Source organism: Actinomadura physcomitrii (genome assembly GCF_008923205.2).
GTDB classification, from domain to species: Bacteria; Actinomycetota; Actinomycetes; order Streptosporangiales; family Streptosporangiaceae; genus Spirillospora; species Spirillospora physcomitrii.
Genome location: NZ_WBMS02000005.1, coordinates 1 through 20,819, shown reverse-complemented (window position 1 = coordinate 20,819; position 20,819 = coordinate 1). Strand labels below are relative to the sequence as shown.

The 20,819-nt window shown below is 75.1% G+C and carries 19 protein-coding genes and 1 rRNA gene; 4 read left to right on the top strand and 16 right to left on the bottom strand.

Annotation, left to right across the window (positions count from 1 at the left end):
- Positions 1-66 precede the first annotated feature (66 nt).
- The 10 genes from F8568_RS07750 to F8568_RS46625 all read right to left on the bottom strand — a co-directional run bounded on the left by F8568_RS07750 (position 67) and on the right by F8568_RS46625 (position 11,819).
- Positions 67-1,089 carry a TerC family protein gene (locus F8568_RS07750; RefSeq protein WP_151592814.1) on the bottom strand — a complete coding sequence of 341 codons (1,023 nt, stop codon included), beginning with the start codon at positions 1,087-1,089 and terminating at the stop codon, positions 67-69.
- Between the two features lie 240 nt (positions 1,090-1,329).
- Entirely contained in the window at positions 1,330-2,568 is a 1,239-nt protein-coding gene (locus tag F8568_RS07745; protein WP_202124646.1) for a glycosyltransferase family 4 protein, read from the bottom strand.
- 10 nt (positions 2,569-2,578) lie between these two features.
- Positions 2,579-4,306, bottom strand: coding sequence for a murein biosynthesis integral membrane protein MurJ (murJ, locus tag F8568_RS07740; RefSeq protein WP_151592813.1), 1,728 nt, complete (start codon positions 4,304-4,306; stop codon positions 2,579-2,581).
- A 61-nt stretch (positions 4,307-4,367) separates the two neighbouring features.
- Entirely contained in the window at positions 4,368-5,360 is a 993-nt protein-coding gene (locus tag F8568_RS07735) for a hypothetical protein (RefSeq protein ID WP_236008523.1), read from the bottom strand.
- 7 nt (positions 5,361-5,367) lie between these two features.
- Positions 5,368-6,324, bottom strand: a complete 957-nt coding sequence (locus tag F8568_RS07730; RefSeq protein ID WP_151592812.1) for a copper transporter — start codon at positions 6,322-6,324, stop codon at positions 5,368-5,370.
- Complete coding sequence (gene steA / locus F8568_RS07725) at positions 6,321-7,565, bottom strand: putative cytokinetic ring protein SteA (RefSeq protein WP_151592811.1); 1,245 nt, start codon at positions 7,563-7,565, stop codon at positions 6,321-6,323. The genes F8568_RS07730 and steA overlap by 4 nt, the downstream gene beginning before the upstream one ends.
- Before the next feature lie 127 nt (positions 7,566-7,692).
- A complete protein-coding gene (gene recN, locus F8568_RS07720) occupies positions 7,693-9,399 on the bottom strand; it encodes a DNA repair protein RecN (protein WP_151592810.1) in 1,707 nt (568 codons plus the stop codon).
- Between the two features lie 57 nt (positions 9,400-9,456).
- Entirely contained in the window at positions 9,457-10,485 is a 1,029-nt protein-coding gene (locus F8568_RS07715; protein ID WP_151592809.1) for an NAD kinase, read from the bottom strand.
- A gap of 145 nt (positions 10,486-10,630) precedes the next feature.
- On the bottom strand, positions 10,631-11,434 hold the full coding sequence (locus F8568_RS07710; protein ID WP_151592808.1) for a TlyA family RNA methyltransferase: 804 nt from the start codon (positions 11,432-11,434) through the stop codon (positions 10,631-10,633).
- Between the two features lie 61 nt (positions 11,435-11,495).
- A complete protein-coding gene (locus tag F8568_RS46625; protein WP_151592807.1) occupies positions 11,496-11,819 on the bottom strand; it encodes a hypothetical protein in 324 nt (107 codons plus the stop codon).
- Positions 11,820-11,933: 114 nt separating this feature from the next.
- Here F8568_RS46625 and F8568_RS07705 point away from each other — a divergent pair, with 114 nt between their 5' ends.
- A complete protein-coding gene (locus F8568_RS07705; RefSeq protein ID WP_151592806.1) occupies positions 11,934-12,275 on the top strand; it encodes an SCP2 sterol-binding domain-containing protein in 342 nt (113 codons plus the stop codon).
- Positions 12,276-12,301: 26 nt separating this feature from the next.
- Here F8568_RS07705 and F8568_RS07700 read toward each other — a convergent pair whose 3' ends face one another.
- Positions 12,302-13,315 carry an HAD-IIA family hydrolase gene (locus tag F8568_RS07700; RefSeq protein WP_151592805.1) on the bottom strand — a complete coding sequence of 338 codons (1,014 nt, stop codon included), beginning with the start codon at positions 13,313-13,315 and terminating at the stop codon, positions 12,302-12,304.
- 84 nt (positions 13,316-13,399) lie between these two features.
- Positions 13,400-13,843 (bottom strand): tetratricopeptide repeat protein, encoded by a 444-nt coding sequence (locus tag F8568_RS07695; RefSeq protein WP_151592804.1) that lies wholly within the window; start codon positions 13,841-13,843, stop codon positions 13,400-13,402.
- A 72-nt stretch (positions 13,844-13,915) separates the two neighbouring features.
- Between F8568_RS07695 and F8568_RS07690 the strand changes: the two genes are divergently transcribed.
- Positions 13,916-15,259 (top strand): DUF1015 family protein, encoded by a 1,344-nt coding sequence (locus F8568_RS07690; protein WP_151592803.1) that lies wholly within the window; start codon positions 13,916-13,918, stop codon positions 15,257-15,259.
- 82 nt (positions 15,260-15,341) lie between these two features.
- Positions 15,342-16,277: an MBL fold metallo-hydrolase gene (locus F8568_RS07685; protein ID WP_151592802.1), complete on the top strand. Its 936-nt coding sequence runs from the start codon at positions 15,342-15,344 to the stop codon at positions 16,275-16,277.
- Positions 16,278-16,299: 22 nt separating this feature from the next.
- Here F8568_RS07685 and F8568_RS07680 read toward each other — a convergent pair whose 3' ends face one another.
- Positions 16,300-16,770 (bottom strand): LmrA/YxaF family transcription factor, encoded by a 471-nt coding sequence (locus F8568_RS07680; RefSeq protein WP_151592801.1) that lies wholly within the window; start codon positions 16,768-16,770, stop codon positions 16,300-16,302.
- Here F8568_RS07680 and F8568_RS07675 point away from each other — a divergent pair.
- Positions 16,742-17,395 (top strand): alpha/beta fold hydrolase, encoded by a 654-nt coding sequence (locus F8568_RS07675; protein ID WP_151592800.1) that lies wholly within the window; start codon positions 16,742-16,744, stop codon positions 17,393-17,395. The two genes, F8568_RS07680 and F8568_RS07675, sit on opposite strands and share 29 nt — an antisense overlap.
- A gap of 61 nt (positions 17,396-17,456) precedes the next feature.
- Here the strand turns inward: F8568_RS07675 and F8568_RS07670 are convergent, their stop codons facing one another.
- From F8568_RS07670 to rrf, 3 genes are all read right to left on the bottom strand, one after another.
- Entirely contained in the window at positions 17,457-18,260 is an 804-nt protein-coding gene (locus F8568_RS07670) for an SAM-dependent methyltransferase (RefSeq protein ID WP_151592799.1), read from the bottom strand.
- Between the two features lie 123 nt (positions 18,261-18,383).
- Positions 18,384-19,382 carry a hypothetical protein gene (locus F8568_RS07665; RefSeq protein ID WP_328600770.1) on the bottom strand — a complete coding sequence of 333 codons (999 nt, stop codon included), beginning with the start codon at positions 19,380-19,382 and terminating at the stop codon, positions 18,384-18,386.
- 1,120 nt (positions 19,383-20,502) lie between these two features.
- Positions 20,503-20,619 (bottom strand): 5S ribosomal RNA (gene rrf, locus F8568_RS07660).
- Positions 20,620-20,819: the final 200 nt, after the last annotated feature.

Sequence of the window (20,819 nt, the reverse complement as noted above, 5' to 3'; positions counted from 1 at the left end):
CTCAGACCGCTTGTCGACAGCGATTCTAGAACAGGATTCGGATGGCGTGGGGCAGTGATTCCGCTCTCACCGCTCGGGGGTCCCGGGCGCCCGCGCGTCCCCCGCCGCGACCTGCCTGGCGGGCTCGTCCCGTCCCCGGTCACCGGCCCCGCGAGCGCGGCTTCCCACGGTGAGGCTCGCGGCGGTGGTGGCGGCCAGCGTGCCGGCGATCACCGCGAGGGACAGCCAGATCGGCACGTCCGGCGCCCAGGCGACACCGTACTCGTGCAGCGCGTGGAAGATCAGCTTGGCCCCGATGAAGCCGAGGATGAACGCCAGCCCGTGCCCGAGGTACACCAGCCGGTCCGTCAGCCCGCCCAGCAGGAAGTACAGCTGGACGAGGCCCATCAGCGCGAACGCGTTGGCGGTGAACACCAGGTACGGCTCGGTGGTCAGCCCGAAGATCGCCGGGATGGAGTCCAGCGCGAACAGCACGTCGGTGGAGCCGATCGCGATCATCACGATCGTCAGCGGGGTGACCACGCGGCGGCCGCCGCGCCTGGTGAGGAAGCGCGAGCCGGCGTAGTCGTCGGACGTGGGGATGACGCGCTTGGCCCAGCGCAGGACCGTGTTCTCCTTGAAGTCGTCGTCGTCACCGCCGCGCACCAGCCCGTAGGCCGTCCACAGCAGGAACGCGCCGAAGACGAAGAAGACCCAGGTGAAGGTGGAGATCGCGGCGGCGCCGACCGCGATGAACGCGCCGCGCAGCACCAGGGAGATGACGATGCCCGCCATCAGGACGGTGTGCTGGGCGTGCTTGGGCACCGCGAACCGCGTCAGAATCACCATGAACACGAACAGGTTGTCGACGCTGAGGCTCTTCTCGGTGACGAAGCCGCCGAAGTACTGCCCGGCGTGCTGCCCGCCGGAGAAGAGCCAGACGCCGAGCCCGAAGGCCACGGCGAGGCCGATGTAGACGGCCGACCAGAACGCGGCCCGGCGGGTGGTGAACTCCCGCGTGTCATTGCGGTGGATGACCAGCAGGTCGGTGGCGATGACGGCGAGGATCCCGGCGAGCGTCAGGATCCACACCCAGGGTGCGACGGACAAGTTGAAACCTCCGGCGGACGTGGTAGAGCGCCGGAGGTCTCTCCCGCCCTCTGAGCGAGGGCCGCGGGCGCCGGGCCGGTGCAGACCGGCCGTGCTGACGACACCCGCGAGCGGGGATACTCCCCTCCACTTGCCATGTTCGACGAGGAACCCGGTCCCGGCGTTCCCCGGTTCCGCCAGAATCCCGACATTTCCGCAAACCGGGCCGCCGGGCGCCGCATCTAAAGCGCGGCGGCGGGGTCAGCGGCGCGCGGCGCGCAGCTCCAGGTAGAGCGCGGCGAGCTGGGCGACGGCGTCGGCCTCGTCCGGGAGCTCGGCGGCGCGCTGCGCGGCGGCGGCACCGAGCCGCACCGCGAGCGCCGAGTCGTCCAGGATCCGGCCGACGGCGCGGCCGAGCGCGTCGGCGTCCCCGGGCGGGACCAGCAGCGCCGCCTCGCTCTCCGGCCCCTGGAGCAGCGCCCCGTTCCCGGCCGGCCGGTCGTCCGCGCCGACCATCCGCGGGATCCCGCCGACCCGGGTCGCGACCAGCGGCCGCCCGGCCCGCAGGATCTCCTGCACGATCAGCGGCTGCCCCTCCCAGACGCTCGGCACCACCGCGATGTCCGCGGCGGTCAGCAGCGCGGGCACGTCGGCGCGGCGGCCGAGCAGCCGGACGGGCAGGTCCTCCGCCTCGATCCGGGCGCGGAGCTCGTCCTCGAGGGGGCCGTCCCCGGCGATCGCGACGAGCGGCGGCGGGATCCGGCCGGTCCAGGCGCGGGAGGCGTCCAGCAGCGTCGGCAGGCCCTTCTGCTCGGCGAGCCGGGCGACGGTGAGGATCAGCGGCCGGTCCCCCACGCCCAGCTCGGCCCGCAGGTCGGCGCGGACGGCCGGGCCCGGATGCGCGCGCGGCGCGGGCGCCGGGACCAGCGCGTACCCCACCGAGCGGGCGCCGAGCGAGCGCATCCGCTCCTCCAGGTCCGGCGAGACGCCGAGGACGCGCGCCGCGCCGCGCGCGACGACCCGCTCCAGCGCCCCGTGGATCGCGGCGGTCCGGCCCCCGGTGATCAGCGCGTTGTGCAGCGTGACGACCAGCGGCGGCCCGCCGCGCGAGAACCGCAGCGGGCCCGGCGCGACCCGCGCGCAGGCCGCGACGGCGAGCGCGCCGGCGCGCAGCCCGTGCGCGTGGACGACGTCGGCGCCGCGCAGCAGCCGCCGCAGCCGCCCGACCGCCCGGACGTCGCTCGCCGGGCGGGGACGGTCGGCCAGGTCCACCTCCTCGAAGCGGGCACCGCCCTCGGTGAACCCGAACAGCCGCTCGGTCTCGGCCGGCCCGCAGACCAGCACCCGCGCGCCGCGTCCGGCCAGGCCCGCCGCGACGGACCGGACATGCCGCCCGACGCCGCCCGCGCTCGTCCCGAGGACGAGGGCGACGCGCAGCCCGTCCAGGCGCGGGCCCGCCTGCGCCGCGGGCGTGCCGGAGCCGGCCGGCTTCTCGGACATGTTCGTCTCCTCAGGCACTGCGGGCGACCTTCCGGGTGAGGACGGCCCGCAGGTCCCGGCCGTCGACCACGAACGCGATGATCAGGAACACGGCGGCGGCGACCAGCGCGGCCAGCGCCCCCGTGCCGATGTTGCGGAGCTGCCCGGCGAGGCCGGGCGCGCCGACGCCGAGGAGCGCGGCCGTTCCGTAGCCGGCGGCGGCGCCGGCGCAGGCGCCGAGCAGGCCCCCGGCCAGCACGCGCCCGAGCCCCTGCACGGCGGCGGCGCCGCGGGCGCGCAGCAGCGTGCCGACCAGCAGCACCCCCGCGACGGTCATGCCGGCGGCGTTGCCCGCGCCGAGGCCCGCGACGACCCACTTCGGGTCGAGGACCCACAGCACGAGCACGACGTCGACCGCCGCCACCACGACCCAGCCCGCGACGACCGCGATCGCGCCCATCCGGCCGCGGTGGCAGGCGTACAGGACGCGGCCGAGGTGCGCGACGAGCCCGTACCCGAGCAGGCCGGGCGCGAAGGCGAGCACCGCGCGCGCCAGCACGTCCTGCTGGTCGGGATGGCCGGGGTTGAACACCACCGACACCGGCACCGCGACCGCCGCGAGCACGGCGGCCCCGGCGCACGACACCAGGATCACCGCGCGAGTGGTGGCGGCGGTCACCTGGTCGAACCTGGCGTGCTCTCCGGCGCTCATCCGCGCGGACAGCATCGGGAACGCGCTGGTCGCGATCGGCACCGCCAGGATCGCCCACGGCAGCAGGTAGATCGCCCACGCGTACTGGTAGTTGGCGAGCGCGCCGCGGGTGCCCCGCGAGCTGAGCCGCACGATCAGCAGCGTCGACAGCTGCTGCGCCGCGACCGTCGCGATCCCCGCCAGCGCCAGCCGCCGCACGCGCCGCGCCACCCCGTCCGGGAACCGCAGCGTGGGACGCAGCCGCAGGCGCAGCCGCCACGCGGCGACCCCGGCGGTCGCGGCCATCGCGACGCCGCCGAGCGCCGTGCCGACCGACAGCGTCAGCTCGGCCTCCAGCGGCAGCCCGGCCAGGTCGTTCTCGAAGCCCCGGCCGAGCGGCGCGTAGGCGACGTACGCGCCGATCACCACCAGGCTGGACACGAGCGGCGCCAGCGCGGGCGCGACGAACCGGCGGTGCGACTGCAGCAGCCCGTACAGCACGACGGCCGCCCCGTACATCACCATCTGCACGGACTGGATCGCCAGCATGTCCCCGCCGACGCGGACCACGTCGTCGCGCGAGCATCCCTGCAGGTGGTCGGAGACCGCCAGGTCCATCAGCGGGTGGGACAGCCCCGCCATCAGCGCCGTGAGCGGCAGCATCAGCAGCACGATCCAGGTCAGCAGCGCCGAGGCGGTCCGGCGGACCTCGGCGCGCTCGCCGCGCTCGGCGGGCCCGGCGAGCACCGGGACGACCATGCTGGCCAGCGCCCCGCCCGCGACGATCTCGTAGATGCTGCTGGGCAGCTGCGTCGCACTGAAGTACGCCTGGCTCAGGCAGGACGTGGTGACCGTCTGCGAGAAGGCGTACGTCCGGCCGAACCCGGCGAGCCGCGCCAGCACCGTGATGACCCCGATCACCACGGCGGCGCCGGCGAGCCCACCGGTCAGCCGCCGCAGGACGGACCCGCGCGGCGACGGCGTCACGGCGCCGCCCTCAGGCTCATCGGGCGTGCGGCCCGCCGGCGGGTCGCTCGGCGGGGTGCGGGACGGGGTGTTGGCGGGCATCGGTGAGGGGCACTCGTCACGGAAAGGCGCTGTCGGACCGGCCCGGAGGGCCGCAGCGATCCTACGCGGGGTCCGCGGCGACGCCGTTGCCGGTCGGGCCGGACGGCGGCGGGACGTGCGGACGGAACGCGTCCTCCATGTCCGGCTTGTCGGCTGAGTCGGAGGGAGGAGCGGGCACCGCGACGGGGCGGCGGCCCAGCATGTCGATCCGGTTCAGCACCGGGTTGCCCGCGATGACCTTGGTGAAGCTGACGAACTCGCTGGCCGCGTTCAGCGCGACGAGCCCGCCCAGCACGGCCAGCCGGGGACGGCGGCCGAGCCGCGTCGCGGCCAGCCCGAGCAGCGCGCCGAGCGCGTTGGAGCCGGTGTCGCCGAGCATCGCCCGCTCGGCGAGGTCCTCGGGCAGCAGCGCGGCGGCGGCGCCCAGCGGCGCGGCGACCACGGCGGACGACGGACGGGCCAGCGCCAGCGGCGTCCCGGTGAGCACGCCGACCTTGATCGCGCGGCCGGGCCGCAGGTCGAACAGGTTCATCAGGTTGGCGCTCCCGGCCACGATCGCGCCGTTCACGACGGTGTCGAACGCGCGGCCGCGCCGCGTCGGGGCGGGCGACCCGGCGATCGCGGCGGCGGCCAGCCCGGTCGCGCCGATGCCGAGGATCTTCACCGCGCCGCTGGTCACCTCGCCGCGGGCCAGCGCCCCGAGGTGGCCCTTGAAGCCGCGGGACGACGCCGAGCCCGCCAGGTCGTCGTAGCCGCCGAGGAGCCCGGACGCGGCGCCGGCGAGCAGCGCGGCGGCGCGGGTCCGGCCGGCGGCGCCCGGCGCCAGCAGCCCCGCCGCCGCGGCGCCCGCGACCAGCGCGGGGCCCTCCAGCAGCGTGACCGGCTCGCCCCGGTGGTTGGTGCGGTCCCACACCTCCTCGCCCGGCAGGCCGTTGAGGCCCGGGGGGCGCCGCGTCAGCGCGACGTAGGCGGCGCGCGCCGCGACGGCGCCGAGACCCATCCCGGCCAGCAGCCGCGCGCCGCGCGCCGAACCCGAGGCGATGCGTCGGTTCATCAGGTCGTCACCCGCTCTTCCCCGCCGTGGGCGCGGGCGAGGGCAGGTAGCCGCTCGCACCGGCGCCCGTCCCGTACTGTCCGGACTTGCCGTTCAGCTCGTTCTGCAGCGCCAGGATCGTCACGACCTGCCCGGACGAGGTGTCCACCATGTCGACGGCGGAGACCGAGTCGCCGGCGTCGGAGTCGCGCAGCGCAGCGATCAGCCCGCCCTCCTGGGCGGAGGTGACCGGGCCTCCGACGACCGTACCGCGACCGGCGCCGTCGAGTGCGGTGGCCAGCGAGATCAGTGCCTTGTCGTCCTGGTCGCCGCCGTCGTAGGCGTAGGGGTTCGCCGGCGCGACCATGACGGCGAGGGTGGCGTGCTGGCCGGGCTTGCCGCTGGTGGTGATGAAGCCGGCCTGCTTGAAGCCGCTGAGCACGGCCCCGCCGGCGGCGTCCTCGCGGCCGGTCTTGGCGGGGTCGCGGGTGAGCAGCGCGTTCGCCAGCACCGCGCCCGCCTTGTCGTAGGCGCTCGCGCCCGACGGGAACTCCACGCCGTCGCTCTTGAGCTGCGTGGCGAGCTCGTCCACGGTGCTCTGCTGGTCGTCGTCCAGCAGCTTCTTCTGGATCGTCACCCGGCCGGTGACGGCGGCGCCCGCGTCCTTGGCCAGCTCGCTGACCTGGTCGATGCTGTCGCTGCCCGCGCCCGGCGTCTCGATCATGACGACGGACTGGCCCTTCAGCCGGTCCGCGACGAGCTGCGGCGACAGCACCTTGCTGAACTGCTCCTCCCCGCTCACCCGGTGCTGCAGCTGGCGCTGCTGCACCCGCGCCTCCTGGGCGCTGCGGGTCGCCGAGCTGACCTGCTTGCGCAGGGTGTCGCCGACCGAGTTGGACAGGGTGGTGGAGCCCAGCACGATGCCGAGCGCCAGCGCGAGGAAGATCGCGACGATGGAGACGAGGTGGTAGCGGAAATCGATCACGTGAAGAGTCCGGTCAGCCAGAAGACGAAGGCGTGCCAGCGGTCGGCCAGCAGGGGGGAGATGACGTCCCCCGCCGGGGACATGGCGACGGCGGTGACGATGGCGACGAACGCGCCGAGGACGAGGAACAGCAGCGACCAGGTGGAGATCCGGCTGCGGTACAGCCGGGAGACGCCCTTGGCGTCCACCAGCTTGCTGCCGACCCGCAGCCGGGTGAGGAACGTGCTGGCCATGCCGGCGCGGCCCTTGTCGAGGAACTCGACCATGTTGGCGTGCGTGCCGACCGCGACGATCAGGGTGGCGCCCTTGTCGTCGGCGAGCAGCATCGCGATGTCCTCGCTGGTGGCGGTCGCGGGGAACACCACGGCCTCCTGGCCGAGCTCGTGCACCCGCTTCAGGCCGGGCGCCCGGCCGTCCCGGTAGGCGTGCACGACGATCTCCGCGCCGCAGGTCAGCGCGTCGTCGGAGACCGAGTCCATGTCGCCGACGATCATGTCGGGGCGGTAGCCGGCCTCCAGCAGCGCGTCCGCGCCGCCGTCCACCCCGATGAGCACCGGCCGGTACTCGCGGATGTAGGGCCGCAGGGTCGCGATGTCCTCGCGGTAGTGGTAGCCGCGGACGACGATCAGCGCGTGCCGGCCGCTGATCTTCGTGGCCACGTCGGGCACGCCGACGCCGTCGATGAGCAGGTCGCGCTCGCGCTTGACGTACTCCATCGTGTTGGCGACGAACGCCTCGAGCTGGCTGGCGAGCCCCGCCTTGGCCTCGGTGAGCGCCGTCTCGACCGTCTCGGCGGACTGCTCGGTGCCCTTGGCGACGACGTCCTCGCCGAGGTAGACGCACGGGCCCTCGACCCGGACCTGGTCGCCCTCGTGCAGCTTGCCGAAGATCTCCGGGCCGACGTCGTCGACGAGCGGGACGCCGGCGTCGACCAGGATCTGCGGGCCGAGGTTCGGGTACCGGCCGGAGATGCTCGGCGCGACGTTCACCACCGCGCCGACCTGGCACGACACCAGCGCCTCGGCGCTGACCCGGTCGAGGTCGACATGGTCGATCACGGCGACTTCGCCGGCCTGCAGCCGCTTGGTCAGGTCCTTGGTGCGGCGGTCCAGCCGGACGGTCGCGCTGACCCCCTGCCGGCCGTCGTCGCGGCCGCGGCCGAGCGCTAGCACGCGGCGCGGCAGCGTCAGCCGCTGCGTCAGCCGGACGCGCCGGTCGGTGGTGGGAGCCGGTTCGTTCATCGCCTGCCATCCTGCCAGAGCGCGGGAGTAAAGGGCCGCAGGGACGATCGACGGGGCGTGTCAGGACCGTCGCCCACCGTGTCCACTTGTCCCGTCCTTCCTTCTTCCCCCTGCCGACGGACGCGGGCTAGCGTTCCTCGGCGGCCATGGCCAGCAGTTCCTCGGCGTGCGCCCGGCCGAGTTCGGAGTCCTCCAGCCCGGCGAGCATCCGGGACAGCTCCCGGATCCGGCCCTCCCGGTCCAGCGCGGTGACGCCGCTGCTGGTGACGGTGCCGTCGTCGGACTTCTCCACCAGCAGGTGCTGGTCGGCGAACGCGGCGACCTGCGGCAGGTGCGTCACGACGATCACCTGCGCGTTGCGGGCGAGGCGGGCGAGCCGGCGGCCGATCTCCACCGCCGCCTTGCCGCCGACGCCCGCGTCGACCTCGTCGAACACGAAGGTCGGGACGGGGTCGGCGCCGGCGAACACCACCTCGATCGCCAGCATCACCCGGGACAGCTCGCCGCCCGAGGCGCCCTTGTGCAGCGGCAGCGGCGGCGCGCCGGGGTGCGGGGCGAGCCGCACCTCCACCTCGTCGACGCCGTGCGGCCCGTAGTCGTCGGTCGGGGTGACGGTCACCACGACGCGGGCGTGCGGCATCGCCAGCGCGGTCAGCTCCGCGGTGACGGCCTCGGAGAACCGCTCGGCGGCGCGGCCGCGGACCGCGGTCAGCTCCGCCGCCTCGGCGGCGAGCCGCTCGGTCAGCTCGGTGTGCTCGGCGCGCAGCTCCTCGATGCGGTCGTCGTCGCCGTCCAGCTCGGTGAGCCGGGCCGCGGACCGGCGCGCCCACGCCAGCACCTCGGCGACCGTCCCGGCCTCGCCGCCGTACTTGCGGACCAGCGCGGTCAGCTCGGCGCGCCGCTCCTGGACGGCGGCGAGCCGCGCCGGGTCGGCGTCCACGGACTCGGCGTAGGACGCGAGGTCGGTGCCGACGTCGGAGACGAGGTAGCCGGCCTCGGCGAGCCGGTCGGCGAGCGCGGCGAGGTCGGGGTCGTGCTCGCGGACGGCCTCGAGGGCGTTGCGGGCCTGGCCGAGCAGGCTCGTGACGTTCGCGGCCTCGAACGCGGCGGCCGCGTCGCCGAGCAGCGCCTCGTGCGCGGTGTCGGCGGCGCCGCGCAGCGCGTCGGCGTGCCCGAGCCGCTCCTCCTCGGCGGCGAGGTCGACGTCCTCGCCCTCCTTGGGGTCGACCTTCTCGATCTCCTCCAGGCCGAAGCGGAGCACGTCGGCCTCCTGCGCGCGCTCGCGCGACCGCGTGGTCAGCTCCTCCAGCAGCGCGCTGACCTGGCGGTGCCGCTGGTAGGCCTTGGTGTAGGCGCGCATCGGCTTGGTGAGGGAGCCGCCCGCGTACCGGTCCAGCGCGCCGCGCTGCCGCCCGGCCTGCAGCAGCCGCTGCTGGTCGGACTGGCCGTGCACGGCGACCAGGTCGTCGGCGAGGTTGATCAGCACGCTCACCGGCACGGACCGGCCGCCGAGGAACGCCCGGGAGCGGCCCTCCGCGGACACCGACCGGGTCACGATCAGCGCGTCCTCGTCCAGCTCACCGCCGGACTCCTCGACCCGCTCGGCCGCCCGGCCGCCCGGGTCGACCACGATCCGCCCCTCCACGGTGGCCCGGCCCGCGCCGGGCCGGACCCGCTGCGGGTCGGCGCGGCCGCCGAACAGCAGCCCGAGGCTCGTCACCACCATGGTCTTGCCGGCCCCGGTCTCGCCGGTCACCACGTTGAACCCGGGCGACAGATCGAGCACGGCCTCGTCGATCACACCGAGGCCCTGGATCCGCACCTCATCGACCATCGGACGCACCAGCGTCACAACCCTCCGAAAACGAATCCCGATCAGCGCCAGTGGAGATTATCCACTCTGCGCGCCGGATGCTCCCCCGTCCGTCCCGGCGAGATCGGACGCCGCCGGCCCGGCCCCGGTCCCGCCACCGATGGTCTCGACCCCGGTGACCTGCGGAGCCTCCTCCGCGGGGGACGGCGTCGCGGGCTGGCGGACCCGGCCGCGCCAGCCCGTCACCGGCAGCCCGAACTTGGTGACCAGCCGGTCGGTGAACGGGGTGAGGTGCAGCCGGGCGAGCCGGACCGGCTCGGCGCCGCGCCGGACCTCGACCCGCGCGCCGGGCGGCAGGTCGAGCGTGCGCTGCCCGTCGCACCACAGCACCGCGCGCGGGGTGTCGGCGAGGACCTCCACCGCGACCAGCGAGCGCGGCGACACCACCAGCGGGCGGGCGAACAGCGAGTGCGCGCTGATCGGCACCACCAGCATCGCCTCGACCTCCGGCCACACCACGGGCCCGCCGGCGGAGAACGCGTACGCGGTCGACCCGGTCGGGGTGGCGCACACCACGCCGTCGCAGCCCCAGTTCGACAGCGGGCGGCCGTCGATCTCGGCGACGACCTCCAGCATCCGCTCCCGCTCGGCCTTCTCGATGCTGGCCTCGTTCAGCGCCCACGTCGCGCCCATCACGGTGCCGTTGCGGCGGACGGTGACGTCGATCGTCATCCGCTCCTCGACGTCGTAGCGGCGGGTGACCACCCGGTCGACGGTCGCGGCGAGGTCCTCCCGCTCGGCCTCGGCGAGGAACCCGACGTGACCGAGGTTCACGCCGAGCAGCGGCGTCCCGGACGTGCGGGTGAGGTCGGCCGCGCGCAGCAGCGTCCCGTCGCCGCCGAGGACCATCACGACCTCGGCGCCCTCGGCCGCGGCCGCGCCGCTCGGCATGACGTCCACGCCGGTGCGGCCGATGTCGTCGGCCTCGCGGTCCAGGACGCGGACGCAGATCCCGGCCGCGCTGAGCCGCTCGATGACCAGCTGGGCGCTGCGGACCGCCTCCGGCCGCCCGGTGTGCGCCACGACCAGCACCGACCTGTTGCTCATACTCTCGCCCCACTCCCCGGCCCGACCCGGCGCGCCGACGTCCTGTCGACGAACGTCCGTGCCGCGGACGTTCCCGCCGCGGACGCCTTTCTCCGGGCCGCTGTGTTCTCGGACGCCCTCTGTACGGCCGCGCGCGCACGGACGATCACTGCGGGCCCTCCGCGATCGCCTTCTCGAGGGCGGCGTCGTCGAGCGGCGGGGCACCGGCCCGCAGCCACAGGAAGTACTCGACGTTGCCGGACGGCCCGGGCAGCGGGCTCGCGGCCACGCCGAGGACCCCGAGCCCGAGCGTCGCGGCGTGCCCGGCGACCCCGCGGACCGCCGCGGCGCGCAGCTCCGGGTCGCGGACGACGCCGCCGGCGCCGACCCGGTCCTTGCCGACCTCGAACTGCGGCTTGACCATCATCGCGTAGTCGGCGCCGGGGTCGGCGCAGCGCTGCACGGGGCCGAGGACGAGCTTGAGCGAGATGAACGACAGGTCGCCGACCACCAGGCCGGGCCGCGCGCCGCCGAGCGTCTCCGGCCGCAGGTCGCGGATGTTGAGCCGTTCGATCACCGTGACCCGCTCGTCGGTGCGCAGGGACCAGGCGATCTGCCCGTACCCGACGTCGACGGCGTACACGTGCGCGGCCCCGGCGCGCAGCAGCACGTCGGTGAACCCGCCGGTCGAGGCGCCCGCGTCCAGGCACACGCGGCCGTCGGTGCGCAGGCCCTCGAACGCCTCGAGGGCGCCGGCGAGCTTGTGCCCGCCGCGCGAGACGTACTCGGGCCCGGTGCCGGCCGCGTCGACGACGATCGCCGCGCCCGCCTCGACCTGCGTCGCGGGCTTGGTCGCGCGCTGCCCGCCGACCTTGACCCGCCCGTCGGCGATCAGCCGGCTCGCGTGCTCCCGCGACCGGGCGAGCTCGCGCCGCACGAGCTCGGCGTCCAGCCGCCGCCTCACCGCCATCGGCCCGCCCCGCCGACCGCCGCGCCCTTGCCCGCCGCCGCTGTGATCGTCGTCACCGGGTTCATGCGCGGGGGCGCAGTGCGTCGGGGAACGCGGGCCGCGGCGGCGGCACTGCCGGGCCCGCCTGCACGGAAGGCCCCTGCGCGGAGGCCCTCTCCGCGCCCGCGAGCAGGTCCTGGAGGCGCTGGTGGACGTCCTCGAAGATTTCCACGTGCTCGGCGACGGGCCGCCCGGCGAGCTCGCCGAGGCGCGCGACGGCCTCGTCGACCCGCGGGTCGCCGGTGGGCTCGGGCGGCGGCCCGGCCGGCAGGCCCGGCTCCCCGCCGCCGGCCTCGGCCGGCGGGACCGGCGCCGGTCCCGGCGTCGCCGCGGGCTCGTCGGACATCACGCGTACCTCCCTTGGGTTCCCCGGCGCGGGCGGCGAGTCGCCGCGCGCCCACTGCGAACGCTACCGTCCCAGAACGACATCGTTGCCGATCGAACGGGGAACGGCCTGACCATGGCGAACGAGGACGACTGCCGGACGGCGCTCGACCGGATCGCGCAGCGGCTGGCGCAGGTGGACGCCGACCGGCTCGCCGAGCACGTGGTCGAGCGCACGATCAGCTGCCGCATCCCCGATCTCGGGCTGGCCTTCCGGACGCGGCTGCACGTGGGCGGCCTGGACCCGTTCGAGCCCGCCGCCGACCCGGCGTCTGCCCAGGTCAGGCTGACCGTGGACAGCGACGATCTCGTCGCCATGGCGTTCGACGAGCTGAACCCGGCCAAGGCGTGGGCGGCCGGGCGCCTCCGGGTCGAGGCGAGCGTGTTCGACCTGCTGCGGCTGCGCAGGCTGCTGTGACGGGCCGCCGGCCGTGATCGCGCCGGTCAGCGGAGCCGCGGCAGCCGCAGGGCGTCCAGCGCGCCGCTGAGCGTCTCCGCCGCCGGCGGGGCCGCGTCCTGCCAGGCGGCGGACGCCAGGGCGCGCAGGCCGTCGTAGGGCTCGCCCGAGCCGGTGACGTCGAACCGGTCGCCGTCCCGGGTGACCGTCCAGCCCCCGCAGGAGTGCCGGCCGCCGTCCCGCGCCACCTCGGGGTGCGGGACGAGCAGCCCGGTCAGGTCGTGGGCCAGATAGGTCGGGCGGTGCTCGGGCGGCGCCGTGAGGGCCTGCATGTGGTCGGTGACGCCGGTGAACACCAGCAGGCTGTCGGCGCCGCCGTTGTGCGCGCCCTCGATGTCGGTGTCGAGCCGGTCGCCGACGACCAGGGGCCGTTCGGCGCCCGTCCGCAGGATCGACTCCTGGTGCAGCGGCCGCTCGGGCTTGCCCGTCACGATCGGCTCGACGCCCGTGGCCGAGCTGATCACGCGCAGCAGCGCCCCGTTGCCGGGGTGCGGCGGGCCGTCGCCTCCCGGGATCGTCAGGTCGCGGTTGGAGCCGACGAACAGCGCGCCCATGCCGACCGCCTGGGCGCCCTCGGACAGCAGCCCGTACGACAGCCGCGGGTCGTAGCCCTGCACGACCGCCGGGGGGCGCCCGGACGCCACCGACACCGGCCGCAGCCCCCGCGCGTACAGGGCGTGCCGCAGCCCCATCCCGCCGACCACCAGCACCTCCGACCCGGCGGGCAGCCGCTCGGCCAGCAGCCGGGCGGCGGCCTGCGCCGAGGTCACCACGTCGCCGGCGTGCGCGGGGACGCCGACGTCGTTGAGCAGCGCCGCCACCGCGGACGGCGTCCGGGACGCGTTGTTCGTCACGAACGCCAGCCGCTGCCCCGCCGCGCGGGCCTTGGCGAGCGAGTCCGCCGCCGCCGGAACGGGCCGCTGGCCGACGTACACGACGCCGTCCAGGTCCAGCAAGGCGACGTCGTACGCCTCGCTCAGGGGGCGGTCACTGCCCTTCATCGCACGCTCCTCGGTATCGGGGGGACAGCTCGTTCCGGGGGCTTCAGGGGCGCGGCGCTGATCGGGGTCTGGAGAGGGCGGGGGTCACCTGCGGGACGCGAGGGTCGCCCGGGCGTGCCGCAGCGCCCGCGCGTAGTCCTGGTTCTCCGGACGCATGGCCGCCGCGAGCGCGAGATGCTCGACCGCGCCCTCGAAGTCGCCCATCCGGCTGAGCGACAACCCTAACCCGAAGCGCGCGTAGTCCTCGGCGGGCTCCTCCTCCACGATGCTCTGGAAGCTCTCGGCCGCCGCGCCGAACTGCCGCGCGCCGAACTGCGCCCGGGCGAGCGCCTCCCGGATGCTGTGCGACGCCGGTTCGGCCTCCGCCGCCCTGGTCAGCAGCTGGAGCGCGGCCGCCGCGCTGCCGGAGCGGAGCAGCTCCAGCCCGCGGGTGTACCACTCGTAGACCCCTCCGCCCGGGGCCGCCGGATGCTCGCCGGGCGCGTCGCCTTGGGAATCGTCCGGGCGTCCCTGTGCTTCACCGTTCATGTGGACCTCCCATCGGACCTTGATCACCTCGACGGTACCCGGCCGACGCGCGGGGGCCCGTCGCTGATTACCATGCCCACAGTGGACGACGACCTCCCCTACGGGCTCGGACCGGAACAGTTCAGCGCCCGGATCTTCGGGTCCGCGGGGCCCGCGACGGGCGGCGGGCTGGAGCTGGCGCCGTTCCGCGGCGTCCGGTTCGCCCCGGAGGCGGCGGGCGACCTGGCCGCGGTGACCACGCCCCCGTACGACCTGCTGGACGACGCGGAGGTCGGTCGGCTGCTGTCGGGCGGCGGGCACAACATCGTCCGGCTGAACATGCCGCGCGCGGCCGGGGAGAGCTACCGGGAGGCGGGCGAGACGCTGCGCCGCTGGCTCGCCGACGGGATCCTCACCACCGACCCCGACCCGGCCCTGTACGTCTACGAGGCGGCCGAGGACGGAACGGTGCTGCAGCGCGGCCTGGTCGGCGCGCTGGGGCTGCGGGCGGAGGCCGACCGGGTCGTCCTGCCGCACGAGAACGTGTTCCCCGGCCCGGTCCGCGACCGGCTGGCGCTGATGGCGGCGGCCCGCGCCAACCTCGAACCGATCTTCCTGGTGTACGAGGGCGGCGGCGACGCGACCCGGATCGTCGACGACGCGGCGCGGGACGAGCCGCTGCTCGGCTTCCGCGCCGACGACGGGCTCACGCACCGGCTGTGGCGGATCGCCGATCCCGCGCTGCACGCGCGCGTCTCCGCCGACCTGCGCGGCAGGCAGGCGCTGATCGCCGACGGCCACCACCGCTACGCCACGTACCGCGCCCTGCAGGCGCGCCATCACGCCGCCGGGGACGGTCCCGGCCCGTGGGACCGGGGGCTGGCGCTGCTCGTCGACTCGACGCGGTACCCGCCGCATCTCGGCGCGATCCACCGCGTCCTGCCGGGCCTGGCGCCCGGCGACGCCGTCGAGCGCGCGCGCAAGGCCTTCCACGTCACCGAGTTCGCGGACGAGAACCATGCCATGCGGGCGCTCGGCGGCGCGCGGGGCCCCGCGTTCCTGCTCGGCGGCGGCGAGGCGCTGCACCTGCTGACCGATCCCGACCCCGCCGCGCTGGCCCGGGTGATGCCGTCCGAGCACTCGCCGCGCTGGCGCCGCCTGGACACCGCGGTCCTCGACCACCTCCTCGTCGGGGACCTTTGGAACGTCCCCGAGAACGAGAACGCCATCGAGGTCGTGCACGACGACCCGTCCGCCGCCCTCGACCGCGCCCGCCGCGCGGGCGGCACCGCCGTCGTCCTCAACCCGCTGAGGGTCGAGGACGTCCTGGCCGTCGCGAACGGCGGCGAGCGGGTGCCGCGCAAGTCCACCTCGTTCGGCCCGAAGCCCCGGACGGGCCTCGTCCTGCGCCTCCTCGACCCGGAAGGCGAGCGATGACGATGACGTCCACTGCCCGCCCGCCCGTCGCCGGCCCGCCCCCGGGTGGCCGCGCCGGACCGCCGGGGGCGATGATCTGCGCATGGCCTCTTCGAACATCACCCCCCTCGGCGGAGACGTCTACGAGATCGACACCTTGCTGGCGGGCCACTCCGGGATCACCGCCGCGTACCTGGTCCTCGCCGACCGGCCGTGCCTGATCGAGCCCGGGACCGCCGGCTCGGCGCCCGTCGTGCGGCGGGCGCTGGACGAGCTCGGCGTCGGCGCGGACGACCTCGCGAGCGTGGTGGTCACCCACATCCACCTCGACCACGCGGGCGGCGTCGGCGACATCGCCGCGCTGTACCCGCAGGCCGAGATCGTCGTGCACGAGAAGGGCGCCCGGCACCTCGCCGACCCGTCCCGCCTCATGCGCAGCGCCCGGATGGTGTGGGGCGACGCCCTCGACACCCTGTTCGGCGAGCTGAAGCCGACCGACTCGGCGCGCATCCGCGCCGTCGAGGACACCGGCGTGGTCGACCTCGGCGGCGGCCGCCGGCTGGAGTCGCACTACTCCCCCGGCCATGCCAAGCACCACGTCGGGCTCGTCGACTCCGGCACCGGCGACCTGTACGTCGGCGACGCCGCCGGCATCTACATCCCCGAGACGGCGGACGTCCGGCCCGCCACCCCGCCGCCGGACTTCGACCTCGACACGGCCCTCGCCTCGCTCGGCAGGTTCCGCGACCTCGGCCCGCAGCGCCTGCTGTTCGCGCACTACGGCCCGGTCACCGAGGTCGAGAGCACGCTCGAGCGTTCCGCTGAGGAGCTGCGCGTGTGGGTCGACGCCGTCCGCGACGCCCGCGAGCAGGGCCTCGAACTCGACCACGCCGTCGCGATGGTGGTGGAACGCACCAGGGACCGCTACGCGATCAACAGCGCCGATGTCGACCCCGAGCTGGCCGCCAAGTACGACGTCCTCAACAACCCGGTCAACAACGTCGCGGGCATCATGCACGCCCTCGACCGGCACGCCTGACCACCGCACGGCGCCCGGCGCATCAGGCCGGGGCGGCACGGGTCGCCGGACGGGCCGGGTCGCCGACGACCTGCTCGGTGAGCGAGCGGACGTAGGTCGCGACGGAGCGTCCGGCGGCCAGGAACGGCTCGGTCGAGCGCAGGCCGCGGGCCAAGAGGAACGCGCCTTCGAGCGCCGTCAGGAGGGCGTGCATCGCGCTGCGCGCGGCCGGTTCCGGCAGTCCGCGGCCGGTGAGGTAGCGGGTGCCCTCCTCGATCCAGCCGCCCATCACCTCGGCGGCGACCTCCCGCAGCATCGGTTCGACATCGGCGACCTCGCCCGTCACCGTGCCGACCGGGCACATGTTCGCCCAGCCGGTGCCGCGCATGTCGTCCGCGGCGGCGGCGAACACGGCCTCGACGCCTTCCGGTAGATCGTCGCAAGGGTCGAGCAGCAGCGAAAGCAGCTGGATGTAGGCGGCGCCCGTGGCCCGCAGCGCCGCCGCGCACCTCACCCTGCGCGGCCAGGTCCGCATCGTCGCCGACTTCCTCGACGCCCTCGACCTGGACGGCGTCACGCTCGTCCACAGCGACTGGGGCGGCGGGCTGCTCCTCACCGCCCACGGCCTCGACCGGCGGGTCTTCCGCCTGGTGGTCCTGCCGTGCGAGGCGTTCGGCAACTTCCCGCCCGGCCTGCCCGGCCGTATGGTCATGATCGCGTCGCGGATCCCCGGCGGGCTCCGCCTCGCCGCCCGCCATCTGCGCATCGGCCCGCTCCGGCGGCTCCCGCTCCTGTTCGGGCAGATGGCGCGGCGGCCGGTGCCGGACGCCCTCGTCCGGCGATGGACCGAGCCGCTGCTGCGCGACGCGGGCGTCCACCGCGACCTGCTCGCCTACTGGCGGAGCCCGTTCCACGGACCCGAACTCGTCCGCGACACCGAGGCGCTGCGCGGGTTCACCGGCCCGGCGCTCGTCCTGTGGCCGCCCGACAACCGGGTCATGCCGCCCGAGCACGGCCTGCGGCTGGCCGAGTTGCTGCCCGCCGGCCGGTACGCCGAGGTCCCCGGCGCCTACGTCCTGTCGATGCTCGACGAACCCGAGACGGTGGCCCGCGAGATCGGCGCCTTCCTCACCGGCTGACGTCCGCCGCCCCCGGCGTCCGCCGCGGGTGGGTCCGCCGCGGGGGTCCGCCGGGCGGCGGTCACCGCTTGCGGGCGACGCCGCCCCACATGCCGGTCGTGGGCGACGGCGCCGCGTCCGCGTCCGGCCGCCAGTCCTGGACCGGGACGACGCCCGGCTCGAGCAGGTCGAGTCCCGAGAAGAACGCGCTGACCCCTTCATGGGTGCGGAACGTCACGCGGAAGCCCATCGCCTTGGTGAGGGCGTCCTCAGCGGCCGCCATCTGCTCGGGCAGCTGGTCGATGCCCGGATGCGTGATCGCGACGAAGCTGCCGGGCGCGAGGGCGTCCAGGAACGTGCCGATGACGCCTCGGGGATCGTCGTCGTCCGGGATGCAGTGCAGCACAGCGATCAGCAGCAGGCCCACCGGACGCTCGAAATCGAGCAGGCGCCCGGCCTCCTCCAGGATCCGGCCCGCGTCGCGCAGGTCGGCGTCGACGAACGAGGTCGGCGCCGTCACGCCGGACAGCAGGGCGCGCGCGTGCGCGAGCACGATCGGGTCGTTGTCGACGTACACGACCCGGCACTCGGGATCGGCGGCCTGCGCGACCATGTGCGTGTTGTTCGCGGTGGGAATGCCGGTGCCGATGTCGAGGAACTGGGTGACGCCCTCCGCCACCATCGACCGGACGGCGCGGCTCAGGAAGGCCCGGTTCTCGGTCACGCCCGGCTTGATCGTCGGCGTCGCGAGCATCACCTGCTCCGCGGCCGCGCGGTCCGCGGCGAAGTTGTCCTTGCCGCCGAGCCAGTAGTCGTAGATCCGCGCGATGTGCGGGGTCGTGACGTCGATGCCCTTGGGCGCGATCTCTTCCTCACCGGCCGTCATGCGGGAAAGCCTAGCCGCGATTCCCCACAGAAGATCATTTTTCGGTTCTTTCTCACTTTCCGGACATCGCGCAGGTCGGGCCGGGTTCCGGACGCCGCGTCCGGAACCCGGCTCTGCCGATCGTCAGTCGCCGGCCTTCGGCTCCTCGCCCGGCCGCTCCTCGTCGCCCTGGGCCTCCGCCGGAGGCTCGGCCTCCACGGCGGCCTGGTCGAGCTCGGGCCCGGGCTCGACGGTCTTGGGCTCGAGGAACACCGCCGGCGCCTCGGGAGCCTCGTCCGGCACCGGCTCCAGGATCTCCGGGTCGGCGGGCTTGAACTGGATGTCCGTCGCCGTGACGATCTCCGGTGCCTCCTCGACCGGCTCGTCCGGCGCCGCCGCCTCGTCACCGGCCTCGTCCTCCGGCTCCTGCCGGGAGTCGAGGGCCTCGGCGGTCTCCTCGCCGTCCTCTTCGGTGTCGAGGATGTGGAGGCCTTCGAGTTCGGCGTAGCGCTCGGCGGCGTCGGTCTCGCCGTCGCGGTCCGCCGCGGCGGCCCGGGCGAACCAGTCGGACGCCTCGTCCCCGCGTCCCGCCTCGGTGAGCGCGTCCGCGTAGGCGTAGAACAGCCGCGCCGACCAGGGCTTCAACCGCCGGTCGCGCAGCTCGGGAATCTGCAGCGTCACGACGGCCGCGTCGTACTGGCCGAGGTCGCGACGCACGCCCGACTCCACGATCCGCAGCTCCACCCGGCCCATCGGGTCGAGCCGGTCCGCCTCCGGCGATTTGATCACGTCGAGAGCCCGTTCGGGCCGTCCCAGGCCCCGCTCGCAGTCCGCCATGACGGGCAGGTACGAGTCGTCGCCCGCGCCGAGCCTGCGGGCCGCCCGCAGCTCGGCGAGCGCCTCCGCCCACTCCCCGTTCTGGTACGCGGCGATCCCGGCGGCCTCGCGGACGATGCCGACACGGGACGCCAGCCGGCGCGCGGCGCGGGCGTGCTTGTACGCCTGCTCCGCCTCGTCCTCGGAAAGCCGTCCCGCCATCACCAGGTGCCGCGCCACGCGCTCGGCGAGGTCCTTGGGCAGCGTCCGCAGTTCCGCGCGCGCCTCCGCGTCCAGTTCCTCACCGGTGACGTCGTCGGGCAGCACCGGATCGTCGTGCTTGGGGGCCGGACGCTCCCGCTCGGCCGCCTCGGGACGTCCGCGTCCCGGACCGTGCGGACGTCCACCCCGCTCACCGGGACGTCCGGAACCGCGCCCCCGGTAACCGTCGTCGCGCCGGCCGCGCGGCCGCTCCCGATCGCCCTCGAACCGGCGCCCTGCCGGCCGTTCCTGGCGGAAGCCTCCGCCGGGACGGCCGCCGTCGCGGCCACCGCGCTCATCACGGTCCTGGAATCGGCGGTCCTTCGGCCGACCCTCGAACCTGCGGTCACCCTGCCGCGCACCGGGACGAGACTCCTCCCGAGGCCCGCCCGGGCGCGCCTCGCCACGCGGGCTTCCGGGCCTGCCGCCGCGGCTCTCGCCCCGCGGCCCCCGACCGCCGCCGAAGCCGCCCTCCCGACGCTCTCCCCGGGGACCGCCGAACCGCTGCTCGCGCCCCTCACCGCGCGACCCCGGGCCACCGCCACGCGCACCACCGAAACGGTCGTCACGCTTCTCACCGCGCGGCCCTTGGCCACCACCGAACCGACCGCCGCCGGCGCCCTGCCCCGTGCGGGGGCCGCGCTGGTCGCCGAAGCGCCGGTCGCCCCGGGCGCCCGGCTTCCCACCGCGCTGACCGCCGGGAGCGCCGGCACGCCCCTCATCACGCGGCCCGCCGCTCCGCCGCTCGCCGCCGCCGAACCGGTCATCGCGCCGCTCACGGGGGGCTCCCTCGCCACCACGACGGTCGTCGCTCCCCCGGAACGGGCGGCCGGACGGCCGATCGCTGCGCCGGCCCTGGCCGTCGCGGCCCTTCCAGCCACCGCCGGGGCCGGAACGGCCCTTGCCGCCCTTCGGGCCGCCGTTGCGAGGCGCGGATCCGCGAGGACCACCGCTGCCGCGCGCACCCGACCCGCCGGTGCCCCCACGAGCGCCGGGCGTGCCGTGCCCGCCGTTCTTCCCCCGCCGCCCGCGGTTGTCGTCGCTGCGGCCGTCCTCTTCCGCGCTCATCACGTCCGTCACTGTTCTTGATGGTGGTTCGTGGACTCCTGCAGCCTACTTCGGCAGAGCCATGACATGCGTCGAGGGCCGCCCCCGAAAAACGGGGTGCGACCCTCGACCAATAAATGTCCGGCGGTGTCCTACTCTCCCACACAGTCTCCCATGCAGTACCATCGGCGCTGAAGGGCTTAACTTCCGGGTTCGGAATGGGACCGGGTGTTTCCCCTCCGCCATGACCACCGAACGCCTCACGCACCACCCCAACTAAGGAGTGGGCAAACTCGACGTCCCGGAGCAGCCGGCTCGAGAATCTTCACTTATCAACACGGGTTCCCGGTTGCTTCCTGGGAACCACACAGGGACGCGAACACTCCACACAACAGCGAGATGCTTTGAACGTTCAGTGTGTTCAAGCCACTCGGCCTATTAGTACCGGTCAACTCC